This window comes from Angustibacter sp. McL0619 (assembly GCF_049994355.1).
Classification (GTDB): domain Bacteria; phylum Actinomycetota; class Actinomycetes; order Actinomycetales; family Angustibacteraceae; genus Angustibacter.
On record NZ_CP188257.1, the window covers coordinates 502,057 to 524,860 of the forward strand.

Annotated in this window: 18 protein-coding genes, 1 tRNA gene and 1 pseudogene; 13 read left to right on the top strand and 7 right to left on the bottom strand. The window is 71.1% G+C overall.

Annotation, left to right across the window (positions count from 1 at the left end):
• Window positions 1–69: 69 nt before the first annotated feature.
• The 3 genes from ACPPVT_RS02415 to ACPPVT_RS02425 form a co-directional block, all read right to left on the bottom strand.
• The gene (locus tag ACPPVT_RS02415) at window positions 70–1,944 is read right to left on the bottom strand and encodes a GMC family oxidoreductase (protein ID WP_426565114.1); all 1,875 of its coding nucleotides are present in this window, start codon (window positions 1,942–1,944) and stop codon (window positions 70–72) included.
• Between the two features lie 174 nt (window positions 1,945–2,118).
• Complete coding sequence (locus ACPPVT_RS02420) at window positions 2,119–2,559, bottom strand: hypothetical protein (protein ID WP_426565116.1); 441 nt, start codon at window positions 2,557–2,559, stop codon at window positions 2,119–2,121.
• 192 nt (window positions 2,560–2,751) lie between these two features.
• Complete coding sequence (locus ACPPVT_RS02425) at window positions 2,752–4,233, bottom strand: amidohydrolase family protein (RefSeq protein WP_426565118.1); 1,482 nt, start codon at window positions 4,231–4,233, stop codon at window positions 2,752–2,754.
• Window positions 4,234–4,377: 144 nt separating this feature from the next.
• Between ACPPVT_RS02425 and ACPPVT_RS02430 the strand changes: the two genes are divergently transcribed.
• From ACPPVT_RS02430 to ACPPVT_RS02475, 10 genes and pseudogenes are all read left to right on the top strand, one after another.
• Window positions 4,378–5,757 carry a serine hydrolase domain-containing protein gene (locus ACPPVT_RS02430; RefSeq protein ID WP_426567034.1) on the top strand — a complete coding sequence of 460 codons (1,380 nt, stop codon included), beginning with the start codon at window positions 4,378–4,380 and terminating at the stop codon, window positions 5,755–5,757.
• Between the two features lie 54 nt (window positions 5,758–5,811).
• Window positions 5,812–7,407: an ABC transporter substrate-binding protein gene (locus ACPPVT_RS02435; RefSeq protein ID WP_426565120.1), complete on the top strand. Its 1,596-nt coding sequence runs from the start codon at window positions 5,812–5,814 to the stop codon at window positions 7,405–7,407.
• A 26-nt stretch (window positions 7,408–7,433) separates the two neighbouring features.
• A complete protein-coding gene (locus ACPPVT_RS02440; protein ID WP_426565122.1) occupies window positions 7,434–8,435 on the top strand; it encodes an ABC transporter permease in 1,002 nt (333 codons plus the stop codon).
• On the top strand, window positions 8,435–10,345 hold the full coding sequence (locus ACPPVT_RS02445) for a dipeptide/oligopeptide/nickel ABC transporter permease/ATP-binding protein (RefSeq protein WP_426565124.1): 1,911 nt from the start codon (window positions 8,435–8,437) through the stop codon (window positions 10,343–10,345). The genes ACPPVT_RS02440 and ACPPVT_RS02445 overlap by 1 nt, the downstream gene beginning before the upstream one ends.
• Window positions 10,342–11,079, top strand: a pseudogene (locus tag ACPPVT_RS02450) (ABC transporter ATP-binding protein); the annotation flags it as partial. The gene ACPPVT_RS02445 and the pseudogene ACPPVT_RS02450, both read left to right, overlap by 4 nt.
• Before the next feature lie 29 nt (window positions 11,080–11,108).
• Window positions 11,109–12,518: a serine hydrolase domain-containing protein gene (locus tag ACPPVT_RS02455; protein ID WP_426565126.1), complete on the top strand. Its 1,410-nt coding sequence runs from the start codon at window positions 11,109–11,111 to the stop codon at window positions 12,516–12,518.
• Entirely contained in the window at window positions 12,515–13,675 is a 1,161-nt protein-coding gene (locus ACPPVT_RS02460; protein WP_426565128.1) for a M20 family metallopeptidase, read from the top strand. The genes ACPPVT_RS02455 and ACPPVT_RS02460 overlap by 4 nt, the downstream gene beginning before the upstream one ends.
• Window positions 13,672–14,490, top strand: coding sequence for a GNAT family N-acetyltransferase (locus tag ACPPVT_RS02465; RefSeq protein ID WP_426565130.1), 819 nt, complete (start codon window positions 13,672–13,674; stop codon window positions 14,488–14,490). Before ACPPVT_RS02460 ends, ACPPVT_RS02465 begins: the two co-directional genes overlap by 4 nt.
• Before the next feature lie 2 nt (window positions 14,491–14,492).
• Window positions 14,493–15,611, top strand: a complete 1,119-nt coding sequence (gene menC, locus ACPPVT_RS02470) for an o-succinylbenzoate synthase (protein WP_426567035.1) — start codon at window positions 14,493–14,495, stop codon at window positions 15,609–15,611.
• 56 nt (window positions 15,612–15,667) lie between these two features.
• Window positions 15,668–17,368 carry a PucR family transcriptional regulator gene (locus ACPPVT_RS02475; RefSeq protein ID WP_426565131.1) on the top strand — a complete coding sequence of 567 codons (1,701 nt, stop codon included), beginning with the start codon at window positions 15,668–15,670 and terminating at the stop codon, window positions 17,366–17,368.
• A 138-nt stretch (window positions 17,369–17,506) separates the two neighbouring features.
• Here ACPPVT_RS02475 and ACPPVT_RS02480 read toward each other — a convergent pair whose 3' ends face one another.
• Both ACPPVT_RS02480 and ACPPVT_RS02485 read right to left on the bottom strand, forming a co-directional pair.
• A complete protein-coding gene (locus tag ACPPVT_RS02480) occupies window positions 17,507–18,307 on the bottom strand; it encodes an ABC transporter permease (RefSeq protein WP_426565133.1) in 801 nt (266 codons plus the stop codon).
• Window positions 18,304–18,429, bottom strand: coding sequence for a hypothetical protein (locus tag ACPPVT_RS02485; RefSeq protein ID WP_426565135.1), 126 nt, complete (start codon window positions 18,427–18,429; stop codon window positions 18,304–18,306). The genes ACPPVT_RS02480 and ACPPVT_RS02485 overlap by 4 nt, the downstream gene beginning before the upstream one ends.
• Window positions 18,430–19,019: 590 nt before the next feature.
• Between ACPPVT_RS02485 and ACPPVT_RS02490 the strand changes: the two genes are divergently transcribed.
• Together ACPPVT_RS02490 and ACPPVT_RS02495 are read left to right on the top strand one after the other, a co-directional pair.
• Window positions 19,020–19,095 (top strand) — tRNA-Lys (locus ACPPVT_RS02490).
• Between the two features lie 111 nt (window positions 19,096–19,206).
• A complete protein-coding gene (locus tag ACPPVT_RS02495; RefSeq protein ID WP_426565137.1) occupies window positions 19,207–19,833 on the top strand; it encodes a TMEM175 family protein in 627 nt (208 codons plus the stop codon).
• Here ACPPVT_RS02495 and ACPPVT_RS02500 read toward each other — a convergent pair.
• Window positions 19,761–20,306, bottom strand: a complete 546-nt coding sequence (locus ACPPVT_RS02500) for an AAA family ATPase (protein ID WP_426565138.1) — start codon at window positions 20,304–20,306, stop codon at window positions 19,761–19,763. The two genes, ACPPVT_RS02495 and ACPPVT_RS02500, sit on opposite strands and share 73 nt — an antisense overlap.
• Window positions 20,307–20,315: 9 nt before the next feature.
• On the bottom strand, window positions 20,316–21,371 hold the full coding sequence (locus ACPPVT_RS02505) for an HNH endonuclease family protein (protein ID WP_426565139.1): 1,056 nt from the start codon (window positions 21,369–21,371) through the stop codon (window positions 20,316–20,318).
• Between the two features lie 117 nt (window positions 21,372–21,488).
• Here ACPPVT_RS02505 and ACPPVT_RS02510 point away from each other — a divergent pair, with 117 nt between their 5' ends.
• Complete coding sequence (locus tag ACPPVT_RS02510; protein ID WP_426565141.1) at window positions 21,489–22,799, top strand: chloride channel protein; 1,311 nt, start codon at window positions 21,489–21,491, stop codon at window positions 22,797–22,799.
• The last annotated feature ends 5 nt before the right edge of the window (window positions 22,800–22,804 follow it).

Sequence of the window (22,804 nt, forward strand, 5' to 3'; positions counted from 1 at the left end):
AGTCGCGCCGAGACCTGCACCCGGCGAGGGCGGCGCGCGTCCAGGCGCATGAGCGCTCCGCTGCGCAGTTCACTTGGCCGAGGTGGCCAACGCGAACCCATGGTCCCCGGCGATCAACTCGGCGGCGCGCTCGCCGATCATGATCGCGGCGGCGTTGGTGTTGCCGCTGACCACGTTCGGCATGACGCTGGCATCGGCGACCCGCAGACCAGCGACTCCGATGACCCGCAGATCTGCGTCGACCACGCTGCCCATCCGACAGGTTGAGGCCTCGTGGTAGACGGTTTGCGCATAGTGCCGGGCCCAGTCCTCCAGTAAGGCGTCGCTGGGCGGCGCAGCTTCTGTGTGGCCGTGGGCCGCCGCCAGTGCGGGCGGCACCATCAGCGGTCCGAGCCCATCGCCGGGCCAATGGTCGACGATCTGCAGGGAGCGTCGCATCACCGCGAGCATCACCGTGACGTCGTGCGGGTCGGCGAAGTAGTTGAGATCGATCCGCGGGGCGTCCGCGATGTCGGAGCTGGCCAGCCGCACCTGCCCCTCGGAGTGCGGCTGCACCGGGTTCGGCAGGACCACGAGGGTCTGCGCGTTAGGCGCCAACGCAGTGTCCGGATCGGCGAAGTAGTCGGCCGGGTCCACCCGGAACAGGTCCCGCCAGCCCTCTGGTGTGTCCCCGCAGGCGAACAGCCCGATCTCGGCGTCGTGGGTATGCAGGTCACCCAAGCCGGTGGAGAAGAACGCGACCGCGTCGTAGAACGAGGACGACGCCAACCCCTTCCCGGTGCTTGCCCACTCGGTCACCTGGCGCTCGGCCTCGGCCTTGAGCCTGGCCAGTTCCGGAGGCAGGTCGGCGTCGTGCGCTGGGTCGGCGGGCAACGGTCCGGCCGGGGCCCGCAGCGCGTCGGGGCCAAGGGCGATCGCGATCTCGCTCATCGTCAACGCCACCCCCGGCGCCGGGAAGGCCAACGGCACCTGCAGGTGGTCCTTGAGATGCCTGCCAACGTGCCGGTTGTCCAGGACACACTGCACGCCCACCGATGCGAGCTCATCGGCCGAGCCGATCCCGGACAGCAGCAAGAGCTGTGGCGACCCGATCGCGCCGGCGCTGATCATGACCTCCCGGTCCGCGTACAGGCTCGTCGTCCGGCCCTCAGCGTCCCGGTAGCGCACCCCGGTGGCGCGCAGGCTGGCCCCGCGGGCCTCGATCAGCACCCGATCCACCTGGGCGTGAGTGATCACGGTCAGGTTCGACCGCTCCATTGCCGGGCGCAGGAACGCCTCGTATGTGGAGGACCGCTTGCCGCCGCGAGTCGTGGTCTGACACAGGGACGCGCAGCCGGCCGGCCCACCGCGGTCGCGGCTGTTGTAGTCGCCGGTGGGGATCCCAGCCGCCGCGGCGGCCTGGACGAATTCCTCCGCGGCCTGGGTGTGCGGCGAGCGCACGGATACGCCGAGCGGGCCACCGGTACCGTGCACCTCCTCGTCGATGACGACACCGTCGTCCTGATCCGGCGGGTCGAGGTCCTCGCTCTTTACGAAGTACGGCAGCACATCCGCGTACGACCAGCCCTTGGCGCCGTTCGCCGCCCAGCCGTCGAAGTCGCCGGGATGTCCCCGGACGTAGGCCATGTAGTTCAGGCTGGACGAGCCACCGAGCATCTTGCCTCTCGGCACCATCATCCGGCCGTCGGCGAGGCCCTTGCCGACGCCGCCCGGGTCGCCGGTGTACATCCAGTCGACCTCGGGGTCGAGCTGGAGGGTGGCGACCGCGGCAGGCATCGCGGCGCGCGCTGGGGGAGTGCCGCCGGCCTCGACCAGGGCGACGCGTACAGCCGCGTCCTCGCTCAACCGGGCGGCGATCACCGCGCCCGCCGACCCAGCACCGACGACGATGACGTCGAAGCGATCGGCCGCACTGGCCGGTGACGGACTGGGTGCCTGGCCCACCTTGAGAGGTCTACCACCGGTAGCGGCATGCGAACAGAGCGCGCGACTTCTCTCCGGTTTGTCCGGTGGATGCTCCCGATCAAAGTCCTCCGGACCGGGCCTCTGGCGTATGGGAACAACTCATCTGACGGACTTCCGGGGACGGCGCCGCCGACTGCCTTGCCTGCCGGGTGGTTAGCGCGGGGTGCGCCCATCGTGCGCGGCCGCCAGCCTGGCCAACGCCAGCGCCGCGATGAACAGACCGAAGTCCCGCAATGCCACGTCGCCGTAGTAGCCGATGCTGACCAGGTTGACGATGATCCCGGCCAGCCATGCGGCGACCAAGTACGCACCTAGCCTCGGCCGGAAGGCGACCGTGATGCCGGCCGCGATCTCGATGATGCCCACGGCGTACATCGCCTGCTGCGCGGTGCCGGGCACCAGGTTGTTGATCCACGGCGCCAGGAACAGCTTCCAGTCGACGAGCAGGTTGAAGAACGCGTCCAGCCCGAAGATGATGACCACCACGGAGAACAGCACCCGCAGCAGCATGAACGCCTGCCAGCTCGGATCCGCATGCCGGCGCTCCTCCGCTTCGAGGGTCTCGCGGGTCAGCACGTTGCGGCTCGGGTCCATCGGGTCCTCCTGTGGGTGACGACGCCTTTACCACAGGGCGTTGGTTGGACGGTAGGTAGGCCGGCCGGCTGCCGTCCTCACCTTGTCCGATAGGTCGCCCGTTCGGGCCTACCCACCGTCTCCCGGATACGCCACTCGGGCGACCCCCCGGGCGAGCCTTCGGTTCCAACGGGTTGAGGATTCCACGGGCGCTCAGCCCAGAGTGGCGCGGATCGGACGGCCCGGAAAGGCGTCGACGTCCAGGGTGCCGTCGCGCACCACGAAGGTCCCGTCGACAAGCAGGTGGCGCACCCCGACGGATGGCCGCGTCGGGTCGACGTAGGTCGCACTGTCGCTGATCGTGGCAGGATCGATGACCACCAGGTCGGCGTCTGCGCCGGCCGCGAGCCAGCCCTTGGTCCGCGCGGCGGGAGCGAAGCCGGCGACCACTTGCGCGGGCAGGTAGGAGCACCGGCGGAATGCCTCCGCCCACGACCAGGCGCCGGTCTCGACGACCATCCGCCGCAGCGAGCGGGCGAACGTTCCGGCGGTGCGCGGATGCGTCTGCCCACCCTCGGGAAGCGGCCACTCTCGGCTGTCGGTTGAGCCGTCCGGCCACTCGACGTGCATGGCGTCGCTGGCGACGATCGAGTCCGGGAAGGCAAGCGCCCGCTGGAGCAGCGCCGCGTCCTCGGGGTTCTCCTCGTCGAGGAAGGAGACGACGCACACGGCGCCCGGGTCGGTCGCGCGCAGGTGGGCCAGCCGGCCGACCGAGGCGATCCGCTCGCCGGTCGCGACGATCGTGAGCGAGGACGGCCGCAGACCCCACGCCGCGAGTCGTTCCGGGGCCAGGAAGTAGGCGCCGATCGCGGTGCTCCCGGCGCCGTACGGGTAGGCCTCGACGGTCACCCGCGAGCCGTTGGTCCGCGCGGTGCCAAGGAGGTCCAGCACCCGGTCGACGTGTCGTCGGGAGGTGCTGTTGACGTGGCAGTGGTGCATCGACGCACCGGTCTCGGCGGCAGCGCGGGTGATCTCGAGCGAGCCGTCGATCGGCGTCGTCGGATCGGCCTCCACAATCTCCCGGACGTGGGTGAAGGTCGCGGTCCCGGTCCGCGCCGCGAGGCGGGCGACGTCCAGGAACTCGTCGGGGTCGGTTCGTGGGGCGTAGCCCATCAGGACGCCGATGCCGAGCGCTCCCGCCTCCAGCTCGGACTCGAGCAGCTGCAGCCACGCGACGCGTTCGGACGGCGATGACGAGCGCTGCCACGCCGGGTCGCCGAGCATCACGAGCGACGCGTGCAGGTCGGCCGCAGGGGGCGTTCCCAGGTGCACCGCGGCGCGGGCATCGCCCCATGAGGCGGAGAAGCCGTAGTGCAGCAGCCGTCCATCGGCAGCAGCCCGTGCATACGCCTTCTCGATCGGCATCAACCCGGCCTCGAGGTCGAGCGTCGCCGTGACACCGTCGAGCGCCTGGAGGCGCTGGCCCGCGATGGAGTGCACGTGACTGTGCAGGTCGACGAAGCCTGGCCCGACCACCAGACCGGCCACATCGACGACCGTCGCGTCATCTGCCAGGACCGAGGGCGGGAGAACGGGTCCGAGGGCGACCACCTTGCCGCCGTCCACGGCCACGTCGGCCACCTGCTCGGTCCCGGAGCGCGGATCAACCACACGCCCGCCGCGAAGAATCAGCACCCCGACATCAAACACCGGAGCCGTGCACGGCTCACTGGATGATCGGACAATCGACCCCGCTCCACGCTGTGTGATCGGACGAACACTCTTCGCGAGGACCGGCCTAGGTTGGCCGCCATGTCAACGCTGGAGAGCCCGCCGGCCATCGCCGACCTGCAGTCCGCCGCCCACTGGCTGGCGGAGAGCTTCGCCCACCTCGCCGACGAGCACGGGGTCCCGGGAGCGACCATCGCTGTACTGGCGGGTGGCGAGATCGTCACCGCCGGCGCCGGGGTCACGAGCCTCGGCACGGGCGTCGCAGTGGACGCCGACACGGTCTTCCAGATCGGCTCGATCACGAAGATCTGGACGACCTCGCTCGTGATGCAGCTGGTCGACGACGGTCTGCTCGACCTCGACCAGAGCCTGCTGGACTACCTGCCCGAGCTGGTGATCGCAGACAGCGAGGCCGCCGCGGCGCTCACCACGCGCCACCTGCTCACGCACACGGCCGGCTTCGAGGGCGACATCTTCACCGACACCGGACGGGGTGAGGACGCGATCGAGAAGTACGTCGCGACGCTCACCGACCTGCCCCAGCTCTTCGCCCCGGGGGAGACGTTCTCCTACAACAACACGGCCTTCGTCGTGCTCGGACGCCTGGTTGAGGTCCTGCGCGGCAAGCCGTACGACGAGGTGCTGCTCGAGCGCCTCGCCGGACCGCTCGGCCTCGAGCGCGTCAGCCCGAGCCCCTACGAGGCGATCCGGCACCGGGCGGCCACCGGCCACGTCGCCGACGACGAGGGTGCGATGACGCCCGCGCCGACCTGGGCGCTCGCGCGGTCCAACGCGCCGGCCGGGTCGATGCTGGCGATGACGGCGGCCGACCTCCTTGGCTTCGTGCGGATGCACCTCGACGGCGGCACCACGGCCGACGGCACCCAGATCCTCAGCGCCGAGTCCGTGCAGGCGATGCAGACCCGCCAGGTCGACCTGCCCCGGTTGTCCGGCATGGGCGACGCGTGGGGTCTCGGCTGGGAGCTGTTCGACACCCCGCAGGGAACCGCGATCGCCCACGACGGCGGCACGATCGGCCAGGCCGCGTTCCTCCGCGTGGTCCCCGAGGCCGGCGTCGCGATCGCGATGCTGACCAACGGCGGTGACTTCTTCGGGCTCTTCAACGACGTGGTCGCCCGGCTCCTCACCGACCTCACGGGCGTCGTGCTCCCCGAGCGTCCGACCCCGCCGGTCGACCCCGAGCAGGTGGACGTCAGTCGCTACCTGGGCCGTTACGCCGACACCATCTACGACGTCACGGTCACCCAGGACGCCGACGGCAAGGTCTGGCTCGACCGGGTCCCCAAGGACGTCATCGCGGAGATCGGCGAGAAGCCGATGCGCTTCGAGCTCGTCCACCTCGCCGGCGACTCGCTCATCTCGGTGACGGCCTACCACGGAATCCACGTCGTCTTCGCGTTCATCGGTGACGTCGACGGCAAGGCCAAGTACGTGCACTACGGCCGCGTTGTCTGTCGTGCCGACTAGCAAGACCCCCACCACCCCAACGGGAATGCCCACCCTGCAGAAAGAGGAACGCCCATGAGGCCGGTCCGCTCGAGCGCGCTCCTGGCGCTCTCCCTGTCCGTGGCCGCCGTCGGCCTCACCGCCTGCGGTGGGTCCGACGACGGCTCCAACGGCGCAGGCAGCACGTACGCCGACGGCAAGACCTTCACGCTCGCGTCAGCCACCGACCCGGGTGCCCTCGACCCGCAGGGCTCGGCGGTCAGCGCGGCCCTGCAGCTCGGTCGCTTCGCCTACGACAGCCTGGTCGCCGTCAACCTCGACGGCCAGGTCCAGCCGCAGCTCGCGAAGTCCTGGAAGGTCGACGGGAAGACCGTGACCTTCGAGATCGGCAGCGGCATCACCTGCGCCGACGGCTCCGCCTTCGACGCCCAGACTGTCGTCGACAACATCACCTATGTCGCGAACCCGGCCAACAAGAGCCCGCTGCTCGGCGTCTACCTGCCCGCCGGAGCGACCGCCACGGCCTCCGGCTCGACGGTGACCGTCACCCTTGCTGCACCCTCGCCGTTCGTCCTCAACGGCATGGCCAACCTCCCGATGGTCTGCGAGTCGGGGATGAAGGACCGCGCCGGCCTCAAGGACAAGACCGCCGGCACCGGCCCATACACGCTCAAGGAAGGCGTGCCCGGCGACCACTACACCTACGCGGTGCGCAAGGACTACGCCTGGGGCCCCAACGGTGCCAAGACTTCGGCGCCGGGCACGCCCGCCAGCATCGAGGTCAAGATCGTCAGCAATGAGACGACCGCCGCGAACCTGCTGACCAGCGGCCAGATCAACGCGGCCTCGATCCTCGGCCCGGACGCCGCGCGGCTCACTGCCGCCAAGGTGGACGCGGAGAAGACCGAGCTGCTCATCGGTGAGCAGTGGTACAACCACGGCGACGGCCACGCGACGAGTGACCCCGCGGTCCGGACGGCGCTCACCCAGGCGCTCGACGTGGCCGAGCTGCAGAAGGTGATCACGTCCAACACGGGTGCTCCGGCGAAGGGCCTGGCCATCCTCGCCCCGGCTGGCTGCACCGGCGACTCGGTCAAGGGCAACGTGCCCGGCACCGACACGTCCGCGGCCGCCGCCGCCCTCCAGGGGGCCGGCTGGGCCAAGGGCTCCGACGGCATCTATGCCAAGGACGGCAAGAAGCTCACGGTCAACTTCCTCTACGACAGCGTGCTGGGCACCGGCGGCTCCGCGGCCGCGGAGCTCGCGGTCAAGGCGTGGACCGGCCTCGGCGTCGACGTGAAGTCCAAGGGCGCATCGACCACCGACCTGCAGCCGATCCTGTTCGGCACAGGTGCGTGGGACATCGCCTGGGAGCCAATCAACGTCAGCACGCCCGACCAGGTGGTTCCGTTCTACTCAGGTCCCGGCCTGAAGGACGGCGGCATGAACTTCGCCAGCATCGAGAACGCCGGCTACTCCTCGAGCGTGCAGACGGCGATGTCGAAGAGCGGCGCCGAGGGCTGCCCGGACTGGCAGGCCGCCGAGGGTTCGCTCTTCAAGGCCGCCGACGTCGTCCCGTTCGCCAACAACGTCCTGCAGACGTTCCACAAGGGCGCGGACTTCAAGGTCACCGGCTGGATCGAGCCGACCAGCATCCGGATGCTGGGCTGAGCGGGGTCTGATAGCGCATGGCAACCATGACACCAGCAGCCGCTCCCACCCGGGCGGCATCGAGAAGCCGTGATCTGCCAGGCGGCAGATGGACGCGGTTCGTGCTGCGCCGCACGGGGCGGCTGCTGGTGTCGCTGTGGGTCCTGGTAACCGCGTCGTTCCTGATGATCCACCTGGTTCCGGGGGACCCGGTGCGGGCCGCGCTCGGTCTCACCGCGCCGGCCGACCTGGTCGCCGCCAAGCGTGAGGCGCTCGGGCTCAACGACCCGCTGCTCACGCAGTACGTCCACTACGTCAGTGACCTCCTGCACGGCGACCTCGGCGAGTCGATCGTCTCGCAGCTCCCGGTGTCCCAGACGATCAGCCAGCGCCTGCCCGCGACGGCCTCACTGGCTCTGCTCGCCTTCGTGGTCGCGGTCGCTGTCGCCATCCCGCTCGGGGTGGCGGTCGCGGTCGCCACCAGGCGCGGTCGCCGCCGTCGTACGGAGCTCGCCTTCGCCTCGACGAGCGTCGTGCTGGGCGCAGTCCCCGACTTCCTCGTCGGAGTCGCGCTCGTCTGCGTCTTCGCCGTCAGCCTCGGCTGGTTCCCGGTGGCGGGACGCGAGGGTCCCTCGTCGTACGTTCTGCCGGTGCTCGCGCTGGCCATCGGACCGGCCGCCGTCCTCTCCCGCATCGTCCGGGTCGAGATGCTCGCGGTGCTCGTTACCGACTACATCCGCACCGCGCGTGCCAAGCGGCTGCCCGCGACACGCATCCACCTGCGCCACGCACTCCCGAACGCGGTCACGGCGACGCTGACGCTCGGCGGCATGCTGCTCGCCTCGATGGTCGCGGGCACCGTGCTGGTCGAGAACGTCTTCGCGTGGCCCGGGCTCGGCAGCACCATCGTCGCCTCGATCGTCGCCCGGGACTACCCCCTCGTGCAGGGCACGGTCCTCGTGTACGGCGTCATCGTGCTGGTGGTCAACACCCTGGTCGACGTCGCGCTGGCGCTCCTCGACCCCCGCTCGACGATCGGAGACCTGTGATGGGGCGCTGGTCCCGCGTCGTCCGGACGCCTGTCGGCATCGTCGGCGTCGGACTGCTCACGCTCGTGCTGCTGCTCGCGGTACTCGCCCCGATCCTGTGGGGCGACAAGGCCGACGCCGTCGACACCAACAACCTTTTGGCCGGTCCGTCCGCCACGCACTGGCTCGGCACGGACAACCTCGGCCGGGACCTGTTCTACCGCGTGCTCGTCGCGACCAGGTTGTCGCTGACCCTGACTCTCCTAGCTGCGGCGCTCGGCACGGTCGTGGGCCTGCTGCTCGGCACGGCTCCGCTGCTGCTCGGCCGCCGGGCCGGACGGTCGGTCGCGACCCTGGTCAACCTGCTCGTCGCCTTCCCCGGGCTGCTGCTGGTGCTCTTCTTCGCCGTCATCTTCGGCGTCGGTGCGCGAGGTGCCGTGCTGGCCGTCGGTCTCGCCGTCGCCCCAGGTTTCGCGCGGCTGTGCCAGACGCTGGTCGCCGGCGTCGCGGAGCGCGAGTACGTGGCCGCCGCCCGGATCGCAGGGGTGGGCGGCTTCCGCGTCCTGCTGTGGCACGTGCTGCCCAACGTCGCCGAACCGCTCATCGTCAACGCCACGATCACCGCCGGAGGCATCCTGCTGAGCTTCGCCGGGCTGTCCTTCCTCGGCCTGGGCGTGCAGTCGCCCTCGTACGACTGGGGCAAGCTGATGCAGGACGGCCTGTCCGGCATCTACGTCCACCCGCTCGCCGCCCTCGCGCCCGGGATCATGGTGATCCTCGCCGGACTCGCCTTCAACCTCACCGGGGAGGCGATCGCGGGCGCGTTCGGCGTGCCCGCCGCGACCGGCCTGGGCAGGGTCGTGCCCCTGGGCGACCTGCACGTCGAGACCGAGCAGACCCCGGAGAGAGAGCTCGTGCACGACGACGATGGCGACCCCGAGCTGCTGCTCGACGTCCGCGACCTCCAGATCACCTTCCCAGGGCCTGACGGTCCCATCCGGCCCGTGCGCGGCCTCACGTTCGGGATCGGCGCGGGCGAGGCTGTGGGCGTCGTGGGCGAGTCGGGATCGGGCAAGTCGCTGACGGCCCTGGCGATCGCCCAGCTCGTGGAGGAGCCCGGTCGGGTCGATGCCAGCCACCTCGCGTTCTGTGGGACCGACCTGCTCGAAGGCTCCCACGACAAGCTGCTCGGCACGTCGCTCGCGGTCGTCTTCCAGGACCCGATGACGTCGTTCAACCCGACCATGCGCATCGGCACCCAGCTCGCCGAGGTCGGTCGCTACCACCAGGGCCTCGACCGGAGGTCGGCGTTCACCCGCGCCGTCGACCGGCTGCGTGCAGTCCGCATCCGGGAGCCGGAGCGGGGCGCCCGGCAGTACCCGTTCGAGTTCTCCGGCGGGATGCGCCAGCGCGCCATGATCGGGATGGGCCTGATGGGCAGCCCGCGGCTGATCATCGCCGACGAGCCGACGACCGCACTCGACGTCACGGTGCAGAGCCAGGTGCTTGCCCTGCTCCAGGAGGTGCGCCGCGAGGAGGGCGCGGCGCTCCTGTTCATCAGCCACGACGTCTCAGTCGTCGCCGACGTCTGCGACCGCGTGCTGGTGATGTACGCCGGTCGCATCGTCGAGGACCTGCCCACGGCGGATCTGCGGACCGGAGCCCGCCACCCGTACACCCGGGCGCTCGTCGCCGCGGTGCCCGACATGACCACCGACCTCGAGGCGCCGCTCGCCACCATCCCCGGTCACTCGGTCGATCCCGCCGAGGTCCCGGTCGGCTGCGCCTACGCCGACCGCTGCCCGCTCGCCTCCGCGCTCTGCCGCGAGCAGGACCCGGCCCTGGCCGCCGGCCCCGGCGGCAGCCGCGTGGCGTGCTGGCACGCGACAGAGCGGGTCGAGGTCCTGACGGCCGAGGGGGCGAGCGCATGAGCACGCTCCAGTTCGAGCACGTGACGGTCCGTTACGGCGCGAGCACCGTCCTCGACGAGGTGAGCCTGACGGTCCCGGACGGCGAGGTCGTCGGCCTCGTGGGCGAGTCGGGCTCGGGCAAGTCCACGCTCGCGAAGGCTGCCGTGGGGCTGGCGCCGCTGCAGAGCGGCGAGATCCTGCTCGATGGCGCGCCCATCCGGCTCCGCGGCCGGCACCGTCCGCTCCGGATGGTCTTCCAGGACCCGTTCTCCTCGCTCGACCCGCGGATGACGGTCGGGGAGAGCATTGCCGAGGCCCTCCGCGGGCCTCGCGGCGAGCGGCTCTCGCGGGCCGCTCGTCGAGTCGAGATCGCGCGGCTGCTCGAGCTCGTCCACCTCGATGCGGGCCGCGCCGGCCAGCTGCCCGGACAGCTCTCGGGCGGCCAGCGTCAGCGGGTCGCCCTGGCCCGGGCGCTCGGCGGCCGGCCACAGGTCGTCATCGCCGACGAGATCACCTCCGCGCTCGACGTGTCGGTACAGGGCGCCGTCCTCAACCTCGTCCGGGAGATGCAACGCGAGCTCGGCCTCTCGATGCTCTTCATCTCCCACAACCTGGCGGTCGTCCGCTACGTCGCCAGCCAGGTCGCTGTTCTCGAGGGCGGCCGCATCGTCGAGCACGGCCCGACGGCCGAGGTCCTCGGCCGCCCCCAGCACGAATACACCCGTCAGCTCCTGGCCGCCATTCCCGGCAGCCACGACCACCGAGAGACCGAGGAGACCCGCGCATGACGACGACCCCGATCGACGCAGCCCACTGGGAGGCACGCTTCGCCGAGCTGGTGAAGAAGCACGGAATCCCGGGCGCTCAGCTCGGCATCCTGCGGCTGGCCTCCGCCAGTGACGGAGCCGGTGCCGAGGACGAGGTCTTCACCACGGCCACCGGAGTGCTGCACACCGGGACCGGCCAGCCCGCCACCACCGACTCCGTCTTCCAGATCGGCTCGGTCTCCAAGGTCTGGACGGCCACCGTGGTCATGCAGCTGGTGGACGAGGGCCGGTTCGCGCTCGACACCCCGGTGGTCGAGATCATCCCCGAGCTGTCGCTGGGCGACCCGGAGGTGACCAAGACGGTCACGGTGTGGCACCTCCTCACCCACACGAGTGGGATCGACGGCGACGTCTTCACCGACACCGGCCGCGGCGACGACGCGCTGGAGAAGTACGTCGCGCAGCTCGGCGAGGCGGCCCAGAACCACCCGCTCGGCGCCACCTGGTCGTACTGCAACTCCGGCTTCTCCCTGCTGGGCCGGATCATCGAGGTCGTCACCGGCCTGACCTGGGACCAGGCCATGAAGGAGCGCCTGTTCGCGCCGCTCGGCCTCACCCACACGACCACGTTGCCCGAGGAGGCCATGGTCTTCGGTCACGCGATGGGCCACCTCAAGGGCGGCGACGACCCGCAGGTCGCTCCCGTCTGGGGCCTCCCGCGCTCGGTCGGCCCTGCCGGCCTCATCACCTCTCGAACCGAGGACGTGCTTGCGTTCGCCCGGATGCACCTTACCGGCGGTCTCACGCAGGACGGCACGCGCATCCTGTCCGAGGAAGGCGTCGCGGCGATGGCCGCATACCAGACCGAGTGCCCGGAGAAGATCCTGCTCGGTGACTCGTGGGGCCTCGGGTGGTTCCGCTGCGACTGGAACGGTCATCGTGCGATCGGCCACGACGGCAACACCATCGGCCAGGCCGCCCTCCTGCGCCTGCTCCCGGAGGCCGGCATCGCCGTCTCCGTCAACACCAACCTCGGCAGCGCGATCCCGCTGTACCAGGAACTGTACGAAGAGATCTTCTCGGCGCTGGTCGACGTGCACCTCCCCGCACCGTTCGAGGTCCCGGCCGAGCCGGTCGACGTCGACCCGACGCCGTACCTCGGCACCTACGCCCGCGAGTCGGTCCTCGAGGAGGTCTACGTCGAGAAGGGCAAGACCTGGATGCGGACCACCGTGTCCGGACCGGTCGCCGAGGCGTCGGGCGACGCCGAGCCCGAGGTGCACGAGCTGATCGCCGTCGGCGACGCCCTCTTCGCGGTCAAGCCCGACAAGAGCGAGGCTTACTACCCGGTCCGGTTCTACTCCTTGCCGACCGGCGAGGAGTACATCCACTTCGGCGCCCGGGCCACCCCGAAGAGGCCTGCATGACGATGCTCGGCGACACTCCTCGCGCGGCGCTCGCGCTCGACGATCTGCTCGCGGACCTGCGCGAGCTCGTCGAGTGCGAGTCGCCGTCGAGCGACCTGGCCGCGGTCGAGCGCTCGGCCGATCTGGTTGCTCGGCTCGGCACCCAGCGTCTCGGCCTCGGGCCGGAGCGCATCGTGCTGGACGGCGTGCACCACCTTCGTTGGCGCCTCGGGTCGGCGGTGCCGGGACGTGTCCTGGTGCTCGCCCACCACGACACGGTGTGGCCGCTCGGCACGCTCGCCCGTGCGCCGTTCTCGCTCGACGAGGGCGTACTGCGCGGGCCGGGCTGCTTCGACATGCTCGCCGGGCTGGTGATGGCCCTGCACGCCATCGCGGACCTGACCGACCGGGATGGCGTCACGTTGCTGGTGACCGGCGACGAGGAGCTCGGCTCGGCCAGCTCGCGTGAGCTGATTGAGGACGAGGCACGCCGAGCCGAGGCCGTCCTCGTTCTCGAGGCCTCGGCCGACGGGGGTGCGCTCAAGACGGCCCGCAAGGGCACCTCGCTCTATGAGATCGACATCGTCGGCCGGGCCGCCCACGCCGGGCTGGAGCCGCAGAAGGGGGTCAACGCGACCCTCGAGCTGGCCCACCAGACGCAGGCGGTCGCGGGGCTGGGCGACTCAGACGCCGGCACGACCGTCACACCCACGGCAGCCACGTCCGGCACCACCGTCAACACGGTGCCGGCCGGCGCCCGGTTCGCGGTCGACGTCCGGGCGTGGACCACGGCGGAGCAGGAGCGAGTCGACGCCGCTCTGCGTGGGTTGCGGCCGGTGCTGCCCGGTGCCGAGGTGCACGTCAACGGCGGCATCAACCGGGCGCCGTTGGAGGAGAAGTCGTCGCTGCCGCTCTTCGAGCGGGCGCAGGCGGTCGCCGCGCGGCTCGGGTTGCCCGAGCTGACCAGGGCGGCAGTCGGTGGCGCCTCCGACGGCAACTTCGCCGCGGGGGTCGGCACGCCGACCCTCGACGGGCTCGGGGCGGTCGGCGGGGGTGCGCACGCCGAGGACGAGCACGTCCTGGTCGACCGGCTGGCCGACCGGACGCTGCTGCTCCGGGTGCTCATCGAGGATCTACTGTCCGCGTCGGGCCCACCGAACCCGGGAGTCACCCGATGAGCAGGGAGCAGTGTGAGTCGAGCGAGCCGTGGCAGTCGTACGCGGCCGCCGCAGCAACGTCCGGCGTCATCGTGCGCGAGCTCCTGACGCTCGAGGACCTGCACGACGCTGCCGCCGTCCTCGGCCGGATCTGGGGTACGCCCGACAAGCCGCCGATGGGCGCCGAGCTGCTGCGCGCGATGGTCAAGGCGGAGAGCTACGTCGCCGGCGCCTTCGACACCGAGCACCCCGAGGCCGGCCTGGTCGGCGTCTGCGTGGGCTTCCACTCGGCGCCCGCCGCCCACGCGATGCACAGCCACATCGCCGGTGTGACGGATGCGGTCGCCGGCCGGCACGTCGGGTTCGCGCTCAAGCTGCACCAGCGCGCCTGGTGCCTGGACCGCGGCATCGACGTGACGGAGTGGACCTTCGACCCGCTGGTCTCCCGCAACGCCTACTTCAACCTGGCGAAGCTGGGGGCCTGCGTCGCGGAGTACCTCCCCGACTTCTACGGCTCGATGACCGACGCGATCAACCGTGGGAACGAGAGCGACCGGATCCTCGTCCACTGGTCGCTCTCCTCGCCCGAGGTGGCGCGCGCCTGTGCAGGGTCGCCCGTCCGGGCCGCTGTGCCCGCCGGCGCAGCCGCGTCGTGGGTGCAGGTCCCGCGCGATGTCGCGGCGCTGCGCCGCAGCGACCCGGAGGAGGCCAGGGCTTGGCGCACCAAGGTGCGTGACCAGCTGAAGACCGCCCTGGACGCAGGCGGCCGCGTCGCCGGCTTCGACAAGGAGCAGGGCTACCTGGTCCTGCCACCCGAAGGAGACCTGCTGCCGTGAGTGTGAAGCTCGAAGGCGTGGAGCTGCGCCGGGTCGCGATGCCGTTGGTGTCGCCGTTCCGGACTTCGTTCGGCACCCAGACCGCCCGCGACATCCTGCTGCTGCGTGCCGTCACCCCTGACGGCGAAGGCTGGGGCGAGTGCGTCGCGATGTCGGACCCGCTCTACTCCTCGGAGTACGTCGACGCGACCGCCGACGTGCTGCGCCGCTTCTTCCTACCCACTCTGGCGGCCTCCTCCGAGGAGCTGATGCGGCATGGGGCGCACGCGGTCAACGCCGTGCTGCACAAGTTCAAGGGCCACCGGATGGCCAAGGCGGCGCTGGAGATGGCCGTGCTCGACGCAGAGCTGCGGGCGGCCGGACGGTCCTGGGCGCGCGAGCTCGGGGCGGTTCGCGACCGCGTGCCCTCAGGGGTGTCGGTCGGCATCTACGACAGCATCCCGCAGCTGCTCGACGTGGTCGGCAGCTATCTCGACGCCGGCTACGTCCGGATCAAGCTCAAGATCGAGCCGGGTTGGGACGTCGAGCCGGTGCGCGCCGTGCGCGAGCGTTTCGGGGACGAGGTGCTCCTGCAGGTCGACGCCAACACGGCGTACACGCTGCGCGATGCCCGTCACCTGGCCAAGCTCGATGACTTCGACCTGCTCCTCATCGAGCAGCCGCTCGAGGAGGAGGACGTGCTCGGGCACGCCGAGCTCGCCCGGCTGATCAGGACACCTGTCTGCCTCGACGAGTCGATCGTCTCCGCGCAGAGTGCCGCGGCTGCCATCTCGGTCGGCGCCTGCTCGATCATCAACATCAAGCCGGGACGCGTCGGCGGCTACCTCGAGGCGGTGCGCATCCACGACGTGGCAGCCGCCCACGGGCTGGCGGTGTGGTGCGGCGGCATGATCGAGACCGGGCTCGGGCGGGCGGCCAACGCGGCGCTCGCCGCGCTGCCCGGCTTCACCCTCCCCGGTGACATCTCGGCGTCGGACCGCTTCTACCGGAACGACATCACTGCGCCCCTGACCATCTCCGAGGGGTACATGGACGTACCGGCCGGGCCAGGGCTCGGCGTCACCCCGGTCCCCGAGATCCTGGAAGCCGTCACCACCTCCACGGAGTGGGTCGCCTTCTGACCCGGGCCGGAGACCAGGCGGACTCCCGGCCCGCCGGTGCGCCCTATCCTGGGGCGGTGGCCCAACGCCCCCGTGCAAGCCTGGGACGGGTTCTCGACGACCTCGGAGACTCCCTGTTGGAGCTGGTCGCGGGAGACCCGGCGCACGACGGCGAGATCGGCGGCGTGGTCATCCACGACCCTGACGACGAGCCGGTCCAGCCACCGGCGGCGCTCGTGCTCGGTGTCGGCGTACCGCCTGCGGGCCTGCCGGACCTCGTCCGCGACGTCGGGCGCCAGGGGGCCGTGGGCCTGATCGTCCGTGCGCCGGTGGCGATGAGCCCGGCGCTCGATGCGGCGGTGCGGGAAGCTGGGCTCGCGCTGCTCGGTCTGCGCCGCGGCGCGACCTGGGGCCAGCTCACGGCGCTGCTCCGCTCACTCCTCGCGGAGGGCGACATCCGGCCGGCGGAAGCGGAGTCGATCGGCGGCCTTCCGTCGGGCGACCTGTTCGCCGTGGCCAACGCCGTGGGCGCACTCCTCGACGCGCCGGTCACGATCGAGGACCGCAGCTCGCGTGTGCTCGCCTTCTCCGGCAGGCAGGACGAGGCCGACTCGTCTCGGGTCGAGACGATCATCGGTCGCCAGGTGCCGGAGAAGTACGCCAAGGCCCTCACCGAGCTCGGCATCTTCCGGCAGCTCTACCGGGAACACCGTCCGGTCGTGGTCAATCCGGCCGACCTGGGAGCCGACGCGGTCAGCAAGCAGCGGGTGGCCATCGCGGTCCGTGCCGGTGACGAGGTGCTTGGCTCCATCTGGGCGGCGATGGACGGCGAGGTCACGCCCGAGCGAAGCGCCGTGCTGCAGGACTCCGCCAAGCTGGTCGCCCTGCACATGCTGCGCGTTCGCGCTGGTGCGGACGTGCAGCGCCGCTTGCGCACCGATCTGGTGAGCACCGCTCTCGAGGGCGGCGTCGGTGCGCGTGAGGCGCTGAGCCGGCTCGGACTGGACGGAAAGCAGGTCGTCGTACTGGCAGGGGCCCTGCGCACCGAGCAGCCGGGCGACGCCTGGCTGTCCTCTGACCAGCCCGCCGGTCTCGTCCCCGGTGAGACCGGCGGTCAGACCGGCGCGCTCGAGCGGGTCGCTGACGCGCTCAGCGTCCACCTGGCAGCCTCCGCCCCCGGCTCCGCCGTCGCCGTGGTCGGCGGCATCGCCTACGGCCTGCTCGCGGTCGGGTCGGGCGCGCACGGCAGCGGGCCCGAGGAACGCGCCGCGCGGCTGGCCGAGGAGTTCTGCGGGCGGGTCGGGAGCCGGCTGCCGATCGTGGTCGGCGTCGGTAGTGCCGGCGACGACGTCCGCGGTGTGAGCGAGTCGCGGGCGACAGCGACGCGCGTGCTGCGGGTCCTGCGCGAGGGGCACGCCGGGCGGCGCGTCGCTCGCCTCCCCGACGTCCACGCCCAGTCCCTGCTGCTCGAGCTGCGCGACCTGGCCGCCGCGCGAGGTGAGCGGCCCGTCGGTCCTGTCGCCCGCCTCCTGGCGTACGACGAGCAGAACGAGTCGGACCTGGCCGTGACCCTCGGGGCATGGCTTGACGCGCTCGGCGATGTCCGCGCCGCCGCCACCGCACTCTTCATCCACCCCAACACCCTGCGCTACCGACTCCGGCGTCTCGAGGAGGTCAGCGGGCTCGACCTGGCTGACCCGGATCAGCGGTTCGCGGCGATGCTCCAGCTGCGAATCCTCGGGCCGCCCTCGAGCCAGGCCGGACGGGTTCGATCATGAATACCAGGTCTGCCGCGGCGTCACGACAGCCCTCCGGAAACACGGACAGGCGTGAGAAGGATGGCGGGCCCATGCCGGCCGTGCGCGCCAACGCCTCGACATGTGCCGAGAGTCGGGCCCAGAATCCTCCGAGACCAGCTACTTCACCTCTCGGCGGTTGCTCAAGAACAGCCCCAGCACGATAGGCAGGCCGACCCAGACCAGGACCGCGGTGAGGGTCTCCCAGCCCTTGCCGTCGAGCGTGAACTCTCCGAGCCGCCCGAAGGCCCGGAACACGTCGAACCAGGCGCCGACGTGGGAGAGCACCGTGTTGGCCAGGATCGCGAACAGGAACGGCGCTAGGAAGAACGCGGTGAGCGCGACCCCTGTGATCGGGATCAGCGCACCGAACCCGGCACCCATCAGCACGAACAGGCCCTGGGTGAAGAACAAGCCGCCCCAATACGGGGCGAAGGCACGGCCCGTCCAGGAGATCGGGTCGCCGCTGACCAGTCCCGCCAGCAATGTCGCCAGCGCGGTCACCCCGATCAGCGCCACAAGGACGACGACCATCAGCAGCAGCGCCGCGACCAGCTTGGCCAGCAGGACCGGGACCCGACGCGGCGAGAGCGTGAACGTGGTCAACGCCGTCCGCTGCGTCCACTCGCTGGTCATCGCGAGGATCCCCAGCACCGGAAGGAGCAGGGCGGCCGGAGTGATGGCGGCGTCCGTGAAGTCCTGCAGGCTCACCGTCCCCGTCGGCGCGTGCCAGGACGTCCAGACCATCCACGCCAGGGCGAGGACTCCGAGGCCGACGATGACGCCGAGGATCCACCGGCCGGCCCTGTAGTCGACAGCCTTGCGCAGCTCGATCTGGGTGAGCCGGGCGAACGACGGTCGGGCTACCGGGTCGAGACCCGCGCTGGACTGCACCGGGCCGCGATGCGTGACGGTACTCATGCTACGTCCTTGTCATCCGCGAGGGCGGCCCACGACGCGCAGGTGAGGTTGGTGTCGACCACGACCACGACCACGACCATGGCGTGGTCGTGCGTCTTCGTGAGGTTCTCTACCGTGATCACGCGATCCAGTCTCGTTTCCACGAATGCGGCGGGGCATCGCCCGAACGTCCCGACCGACCCCCGACGAAAGTCTGGGGTCTGCGCCTGCCCGTCCCGTAGCCGTAACGCTCCATCACCCCATGGGCCCGAACTGCCGCCGAGTTGAGCCGCGGCCGGTTCTCCTGCTCGAACAGTGGCGGCCCGGCGGCCCGCCCGATCACGTAACCGGTCTGGGCGCCGAGCAGGGCACGCATGGCGGCCGCGGCCAGCACCGCCGGAAGCGAGCTGCAAAGCCCCCGAGGACGCGTAGAGCAGCCCGGCGGTGAAGAGCAACGAGTCGCCGGGCTGGAAGAAGCCGATCAGCAACCCCGTCTCCAGGAACATCACGGCGAACACCCCGAGCGTCCCGAAGTTCGACAGGACGCTGTGTGCGTCCAGCGGGTTGACGGTGAGCAGGGTCGTACCGAGTGCGCTCGCAGGCGACTCACGATCGTCGAAGAGGATTGGGGGCCCATTCGGTCACGATCGCGCGAACGGACCCGGCATAATTCCGTGGAGGGTTCCGTGGAGGTATCTGCCGAGGGTTCGGTGGGTTAAACGGTGGGACCCCCGGGCCTCTAGCTCAACTGGCAGAGCAGCGGACTTTTAATCCGCGGGTTGTGGGTTCGATCCCCACGGGGCCCACCAATCGGCGACCGAGCGCGACCGGGCGCGGCCGAGAGCAGAGAACCGGGGGACCGGAGGGACGTCGAGTGCCCGCCTTCTCTGGTTTCGGTGAGGGCTGGCTAGCCTACCCAGGTGGACCAGCCCGCGACCCGTGAGAGCCACGAGCGCGAACGCGACCTCGATCGGCTGCTGACCTTCGTGGACGCGGTGGTCGCCATCGCGATCACGTTGCTCGTGCTGCCGTTGGTCGAGCTGACCTCCGACGTCACCGGCGGCGACTCGGTCGCCGACCTGCTGCACGCCCACTTGAGCCAGCTCTGGTCCTTCCTGCTCAGCTTCGTCGTGATCGCGCGGCTGTGGTTCGCCCAGCACCGCGCGATGCGTCACGTGATGGCCGCCAACGCCAGACTCGGCCACTTGCTGGCGGTCTGGATGCTGACCATCGTCTTCCTACCGTTCCCCACCGCCCTGGTGGCCAGCGCAGGGGAGCAGCCGGCCACCAAGATCCTGTACGTCGGCACCATCGCGTTGAGCACCCTCACCCTGGCGGTCATCGACGCTCTCGTCCTGCGGCACCCGGAGCTCACCGACGGCATCGCGCCCACCGGCCTGCGCTCGGCGGTGACCAGCGCTGTCCTGTTGCTGATCGCGCTCGCGATCATGCTGGCCGTCCCGGCGACGAGCTACTACCCGATGCTGTTGCTGCTGCTCGACCCGCTGGTCGAACGCGCCCTGCAGGCGTTCAGCACCGCCCGGTAGGTCCGCTCGACATCCCCGTCGACGACCTCCAGCCGCGTTGCCCGCGGACGTTGCGGCACAAAGGAATCCAGCCGGTCGTGCAGCTCGGCCAGCTGCTCGGCCGTCACCTCGACCGGCCCGCGTTCGCTGAAGCGCTGCACCAGCCCGTCCCGGTCACCGCTCAACACCACCTCGACGAACTGCGCTCCGGCCTGTGCGGCAACGCCTTCGAGCTGGTCCAGGAAGGGCGGCCGAGCGACCAGCTGCGGGACCACCACGTCGTAGCCCGCGCCGAGGTGCTCGGCAGCCATCGCCAACGCCAGCGCTCGAGCGCGCAGTCCGGCGTCCCCCGGGTCGTCCTGCCACCTGCCGAGCAGCCCGCGCAGCAGGTCGACGTCCAGATCAAGAGCGAGCGGGTGGTCCGCGACGTACCGGCGGGCCAACGTCGACTTGCCCACCGCAGGTGGGCCGTTCAGAACCAGCAGCAGGGGCACGACGCCAGGCTAGGCCCGGCGCCAGCGGTTGCGGGTGTCGGTGTCGCTCGGCTTGCACTGCATCAGCGTCCCGGCGCTCGTCCGCCCGTACGCACCCCGCGGCGAGCAGTAGGCGCCGGGGTGGACCACCGAACCGCCGGACGTCGCCGGCGTGGACGTCGCCGGCTTGGGAGTCGCCGCAGGCTTCGAGGCAGTGGCCGCCGGAGCCGTGACCTCGCGCCCACCCCCCAGCCGGAACGCCGTCCGAGCCGGCAGCCTCAGCCCGCGGCACGAGGCCAGCACCGAGGACATCGCGTTCCGCTCCGCCGCGGTCACCCACAACCCGTAGGCGCGTTTGACCGCTACCTGGCGAGCCACGTAGCTGCACCGGAAGGACTTGGCCGGGGGCAGCCAGGTCGCGGCGTCCCCGTCGCCCTTCGCCCCGTTCGTCGGCCCGTCCACCGCGACCAGGTTCAGCGAGTCGTTCGCGAACTGCTCCCGCTTGGTCGTCGTCCACGCGGACGCGCCCTTCTGCCACGCGTCGGACAGGGCTACCACGTGGTCGATCTGCACCGCGGACGACGTCGAGACCCCGCGCGCGAACGCGATCGTCCGCCCGGTGTACGGATCGTGCAGCGCGCCGCTCAGCACCAGGCAGCCCTGCGTTCCCGACTTGAGCTGGAACGACGTCAGGTCCCGGCGCAGCACGTCGTTGCGGGTGTCGCAGCCGTTGTGGTCCATGTCCTTCCAGGCCGGCCCGAACCGCTCGCGGGTGTAGCCCGTCTTCGGTGCCCGCCCCTTGACGGTCAGCAGCCCGAGCGCCGCCGCAGCCGTCCCAGCGCCGGGCGCCGGCGCCCTGGTCGGCGTCACCGAGGCGGTTGGCCTCCCCGTGGCGGTCGGCGTCCCCGAGGCGGTCGGCGTCGCCGTACCCCTCGGCGCCGTACCGCTGGGTGCGGACTGCGTGGTCCGGACGCCGGACGCCGCCCCACCCGCGTCCGCGGCCTCGCCGCCGGGCTGGCAGGCGGTCAGGGACACCACGAAGGCGACGACGAGGGCAAGCGCGACTGGTCTCGAGCAGGAGGGCACCAGATCTGATCGACGTCCGGGGGCACGGCCTTGAACGTCGCCTACGTCTCACCCAGGCCGGGTGATGCCAGGGCAGCGGCCAGCAGGCAGCGTCGGACCGAGGCGAAGGGAACCCGGATGACAGTGCAGAGCCCACCCGCCGACATGACCGGTACGGCCTATCTGCGCCTGATCCTGTACGCCGCGCTGATCGGCATCCCGGCGGCCCTGGTCGCCGCTGGCTTCCTGGCCCTCGTGCACGTGGTGGAGGGCTGGCTCTGGACCGACCTGCCGGACGCGCTCGGCGCCGACAGCCCGCCCTGGTACCTCGTCCTGGTGCTGCCGGTCGTGGGCGCCGTCGTCGTGCTGCTGGCGCGCCGGCTGCTGCCCGGTGACGGCGGGCACGAGCCACTGCTCGGGATCAACGCCAGCCCCACGCCGGTGTCCTTCGCACCCGGTGTCGCGCTCGCGGCGCTCGGAACGCTCGCCTTCGGCGCCGTCCTCGGCCCCGAGGCGCCGCTGATCGCCCTCGGCTCCGTGGTGGGCATGGTGGTCGTGAAGTTCGTCAAGGTCGGCAAGGCGGGCACCGCAGTACTCAGCACGGCCGGGTCGTTCTCCGCGGTCTCGGCCCTGTTCGGCGGACCGCTGGTCGCGGGCATCCTGCTGATCGAGGCGTCGATCGGGCTCGGCGCGGCCGCCATCCCCGTGCTGCTACCAGGGTTGGTCGCCGCCGGTGTCGGCTACCTGATCTTCATCGGGCTGGGCAGCTGGGGAGGCTTGAACGCCACCGTCCTGGAGGTGCCGGACCTGCCGCCCTACACCGGTGTCCACCTCGGGGACCTGGTGGTCTCCCTGGGGGTCGGTATCGTCGCCGGCGTCGTCGTCGTGGTCATCCGCCGGATCGCGAGAGTCGTCGCCGCGATGGACCGGCCGCGCAGGGCCGGGGGCCTGCCGATGGGCTTGCTGCTCGTCGCCGGGGGCGCCGCCGTCGGGCTGCTCGCACTGGTCGCCGACTGGCTCGGCGCCGACTCGCAGGACGTGCTGTTCTCGGGTCAGTCCTCGCTTCCGGTGCTCGTCGACCAACCCACCGCCAAGATCGTGCTGATCCTGCTGGTCGCGAAGGGGCTCGGCTACGCGGTCTGCCTGGGCTGTGGGTTCCGCGGTGGCCCGGTCTTCCCGGCGATCTTCCTCGGGGTTGCGCTGGCCTCGCTCGCCGAGGTCATCTTCAACATCTCCCCGACGCTGACGATCGCCGTCGGTGCCGCCGCCGGCATGGCGGCCATGACCCGGCTCCTGTTCGCGTCCTTGCTGTTCGCCCTGCTGCTCGACGGGCTGGGAGGTCTCGACGCCATCCCGGTCGCGGTCCTGGCCTGCGCGGGCGCCTGGGTCGTCGTGCACGCCCTCGAGCCCGACAAGCCGGCCCCGGCGCCAGCGCCCACGCCGACGTGAGCGAG

Coding starts and splice junctions, on each gene's coding strand:
- ACPPVT_RS02480 (WP_426565133.1), bottom strand. CDS start 18,307: ATGAGTACCGTCACGCATCGCGGCCCGGTGCAGTCCAGCGCGGGTCTC.
- ACPPVT_RS02510 (WP_426565141.1), top strand. CDS start 21,489: ATGACAGTGCAGAGCCCACCCGCCGACATGACCGGTACGGCCTATCTG.
- ACPPVT_RS02460 (WP_426565128.1), top strand. CDS start 12,515: ATGACGATGCTCGGCGACACTCCTCGCGCGGCGCTCGCGCTCGACGAT.
- ACPPVT_RS02440 (WP_426565122.1), top strand. CDS start 7,434: ATGACACCAGCAGCCGCTCCCACCCGGGCGGCATCGAGAAGCCGTGAT.
- ACPPVT_RS02455 (WP_426565126.1), top strand. CDS start 11,109: ATGACGACGACCCCGATCGACGCAGCCCACTGGGAGGCACGCTTCGCC.
- ACPPVT_RS02445 (WP_426565124.1), top strand. CDS start 8,435: ATGGGGCGCTGGTCCCGCGTCGTCCGGACGCCTGTCGGCATCGTCGGC.
- ACPPVT_RS02435 (WP_426565120.1), top strand. CDS start 5,812: ATGAGGCCGGTCCGCTCGAGCGCGCTCCTGGCGCTCTCCCTGTCCGTG.
- ACPPVT_RS02465 (WP_426565130.1), top strand. CDS start 13,672: ATGAGCAGGGAGCAGTGTGAGTCGAGCGAGCCGTGGCAGTCGTACGCG.
- ACPPVT_RS02420 (WP_426565116.1), bottom strand. CDS start 2,559: ATGGACCCGAGCCGCAACGTGCTGACCCGCGAGACCCTCGAAGCGGAG.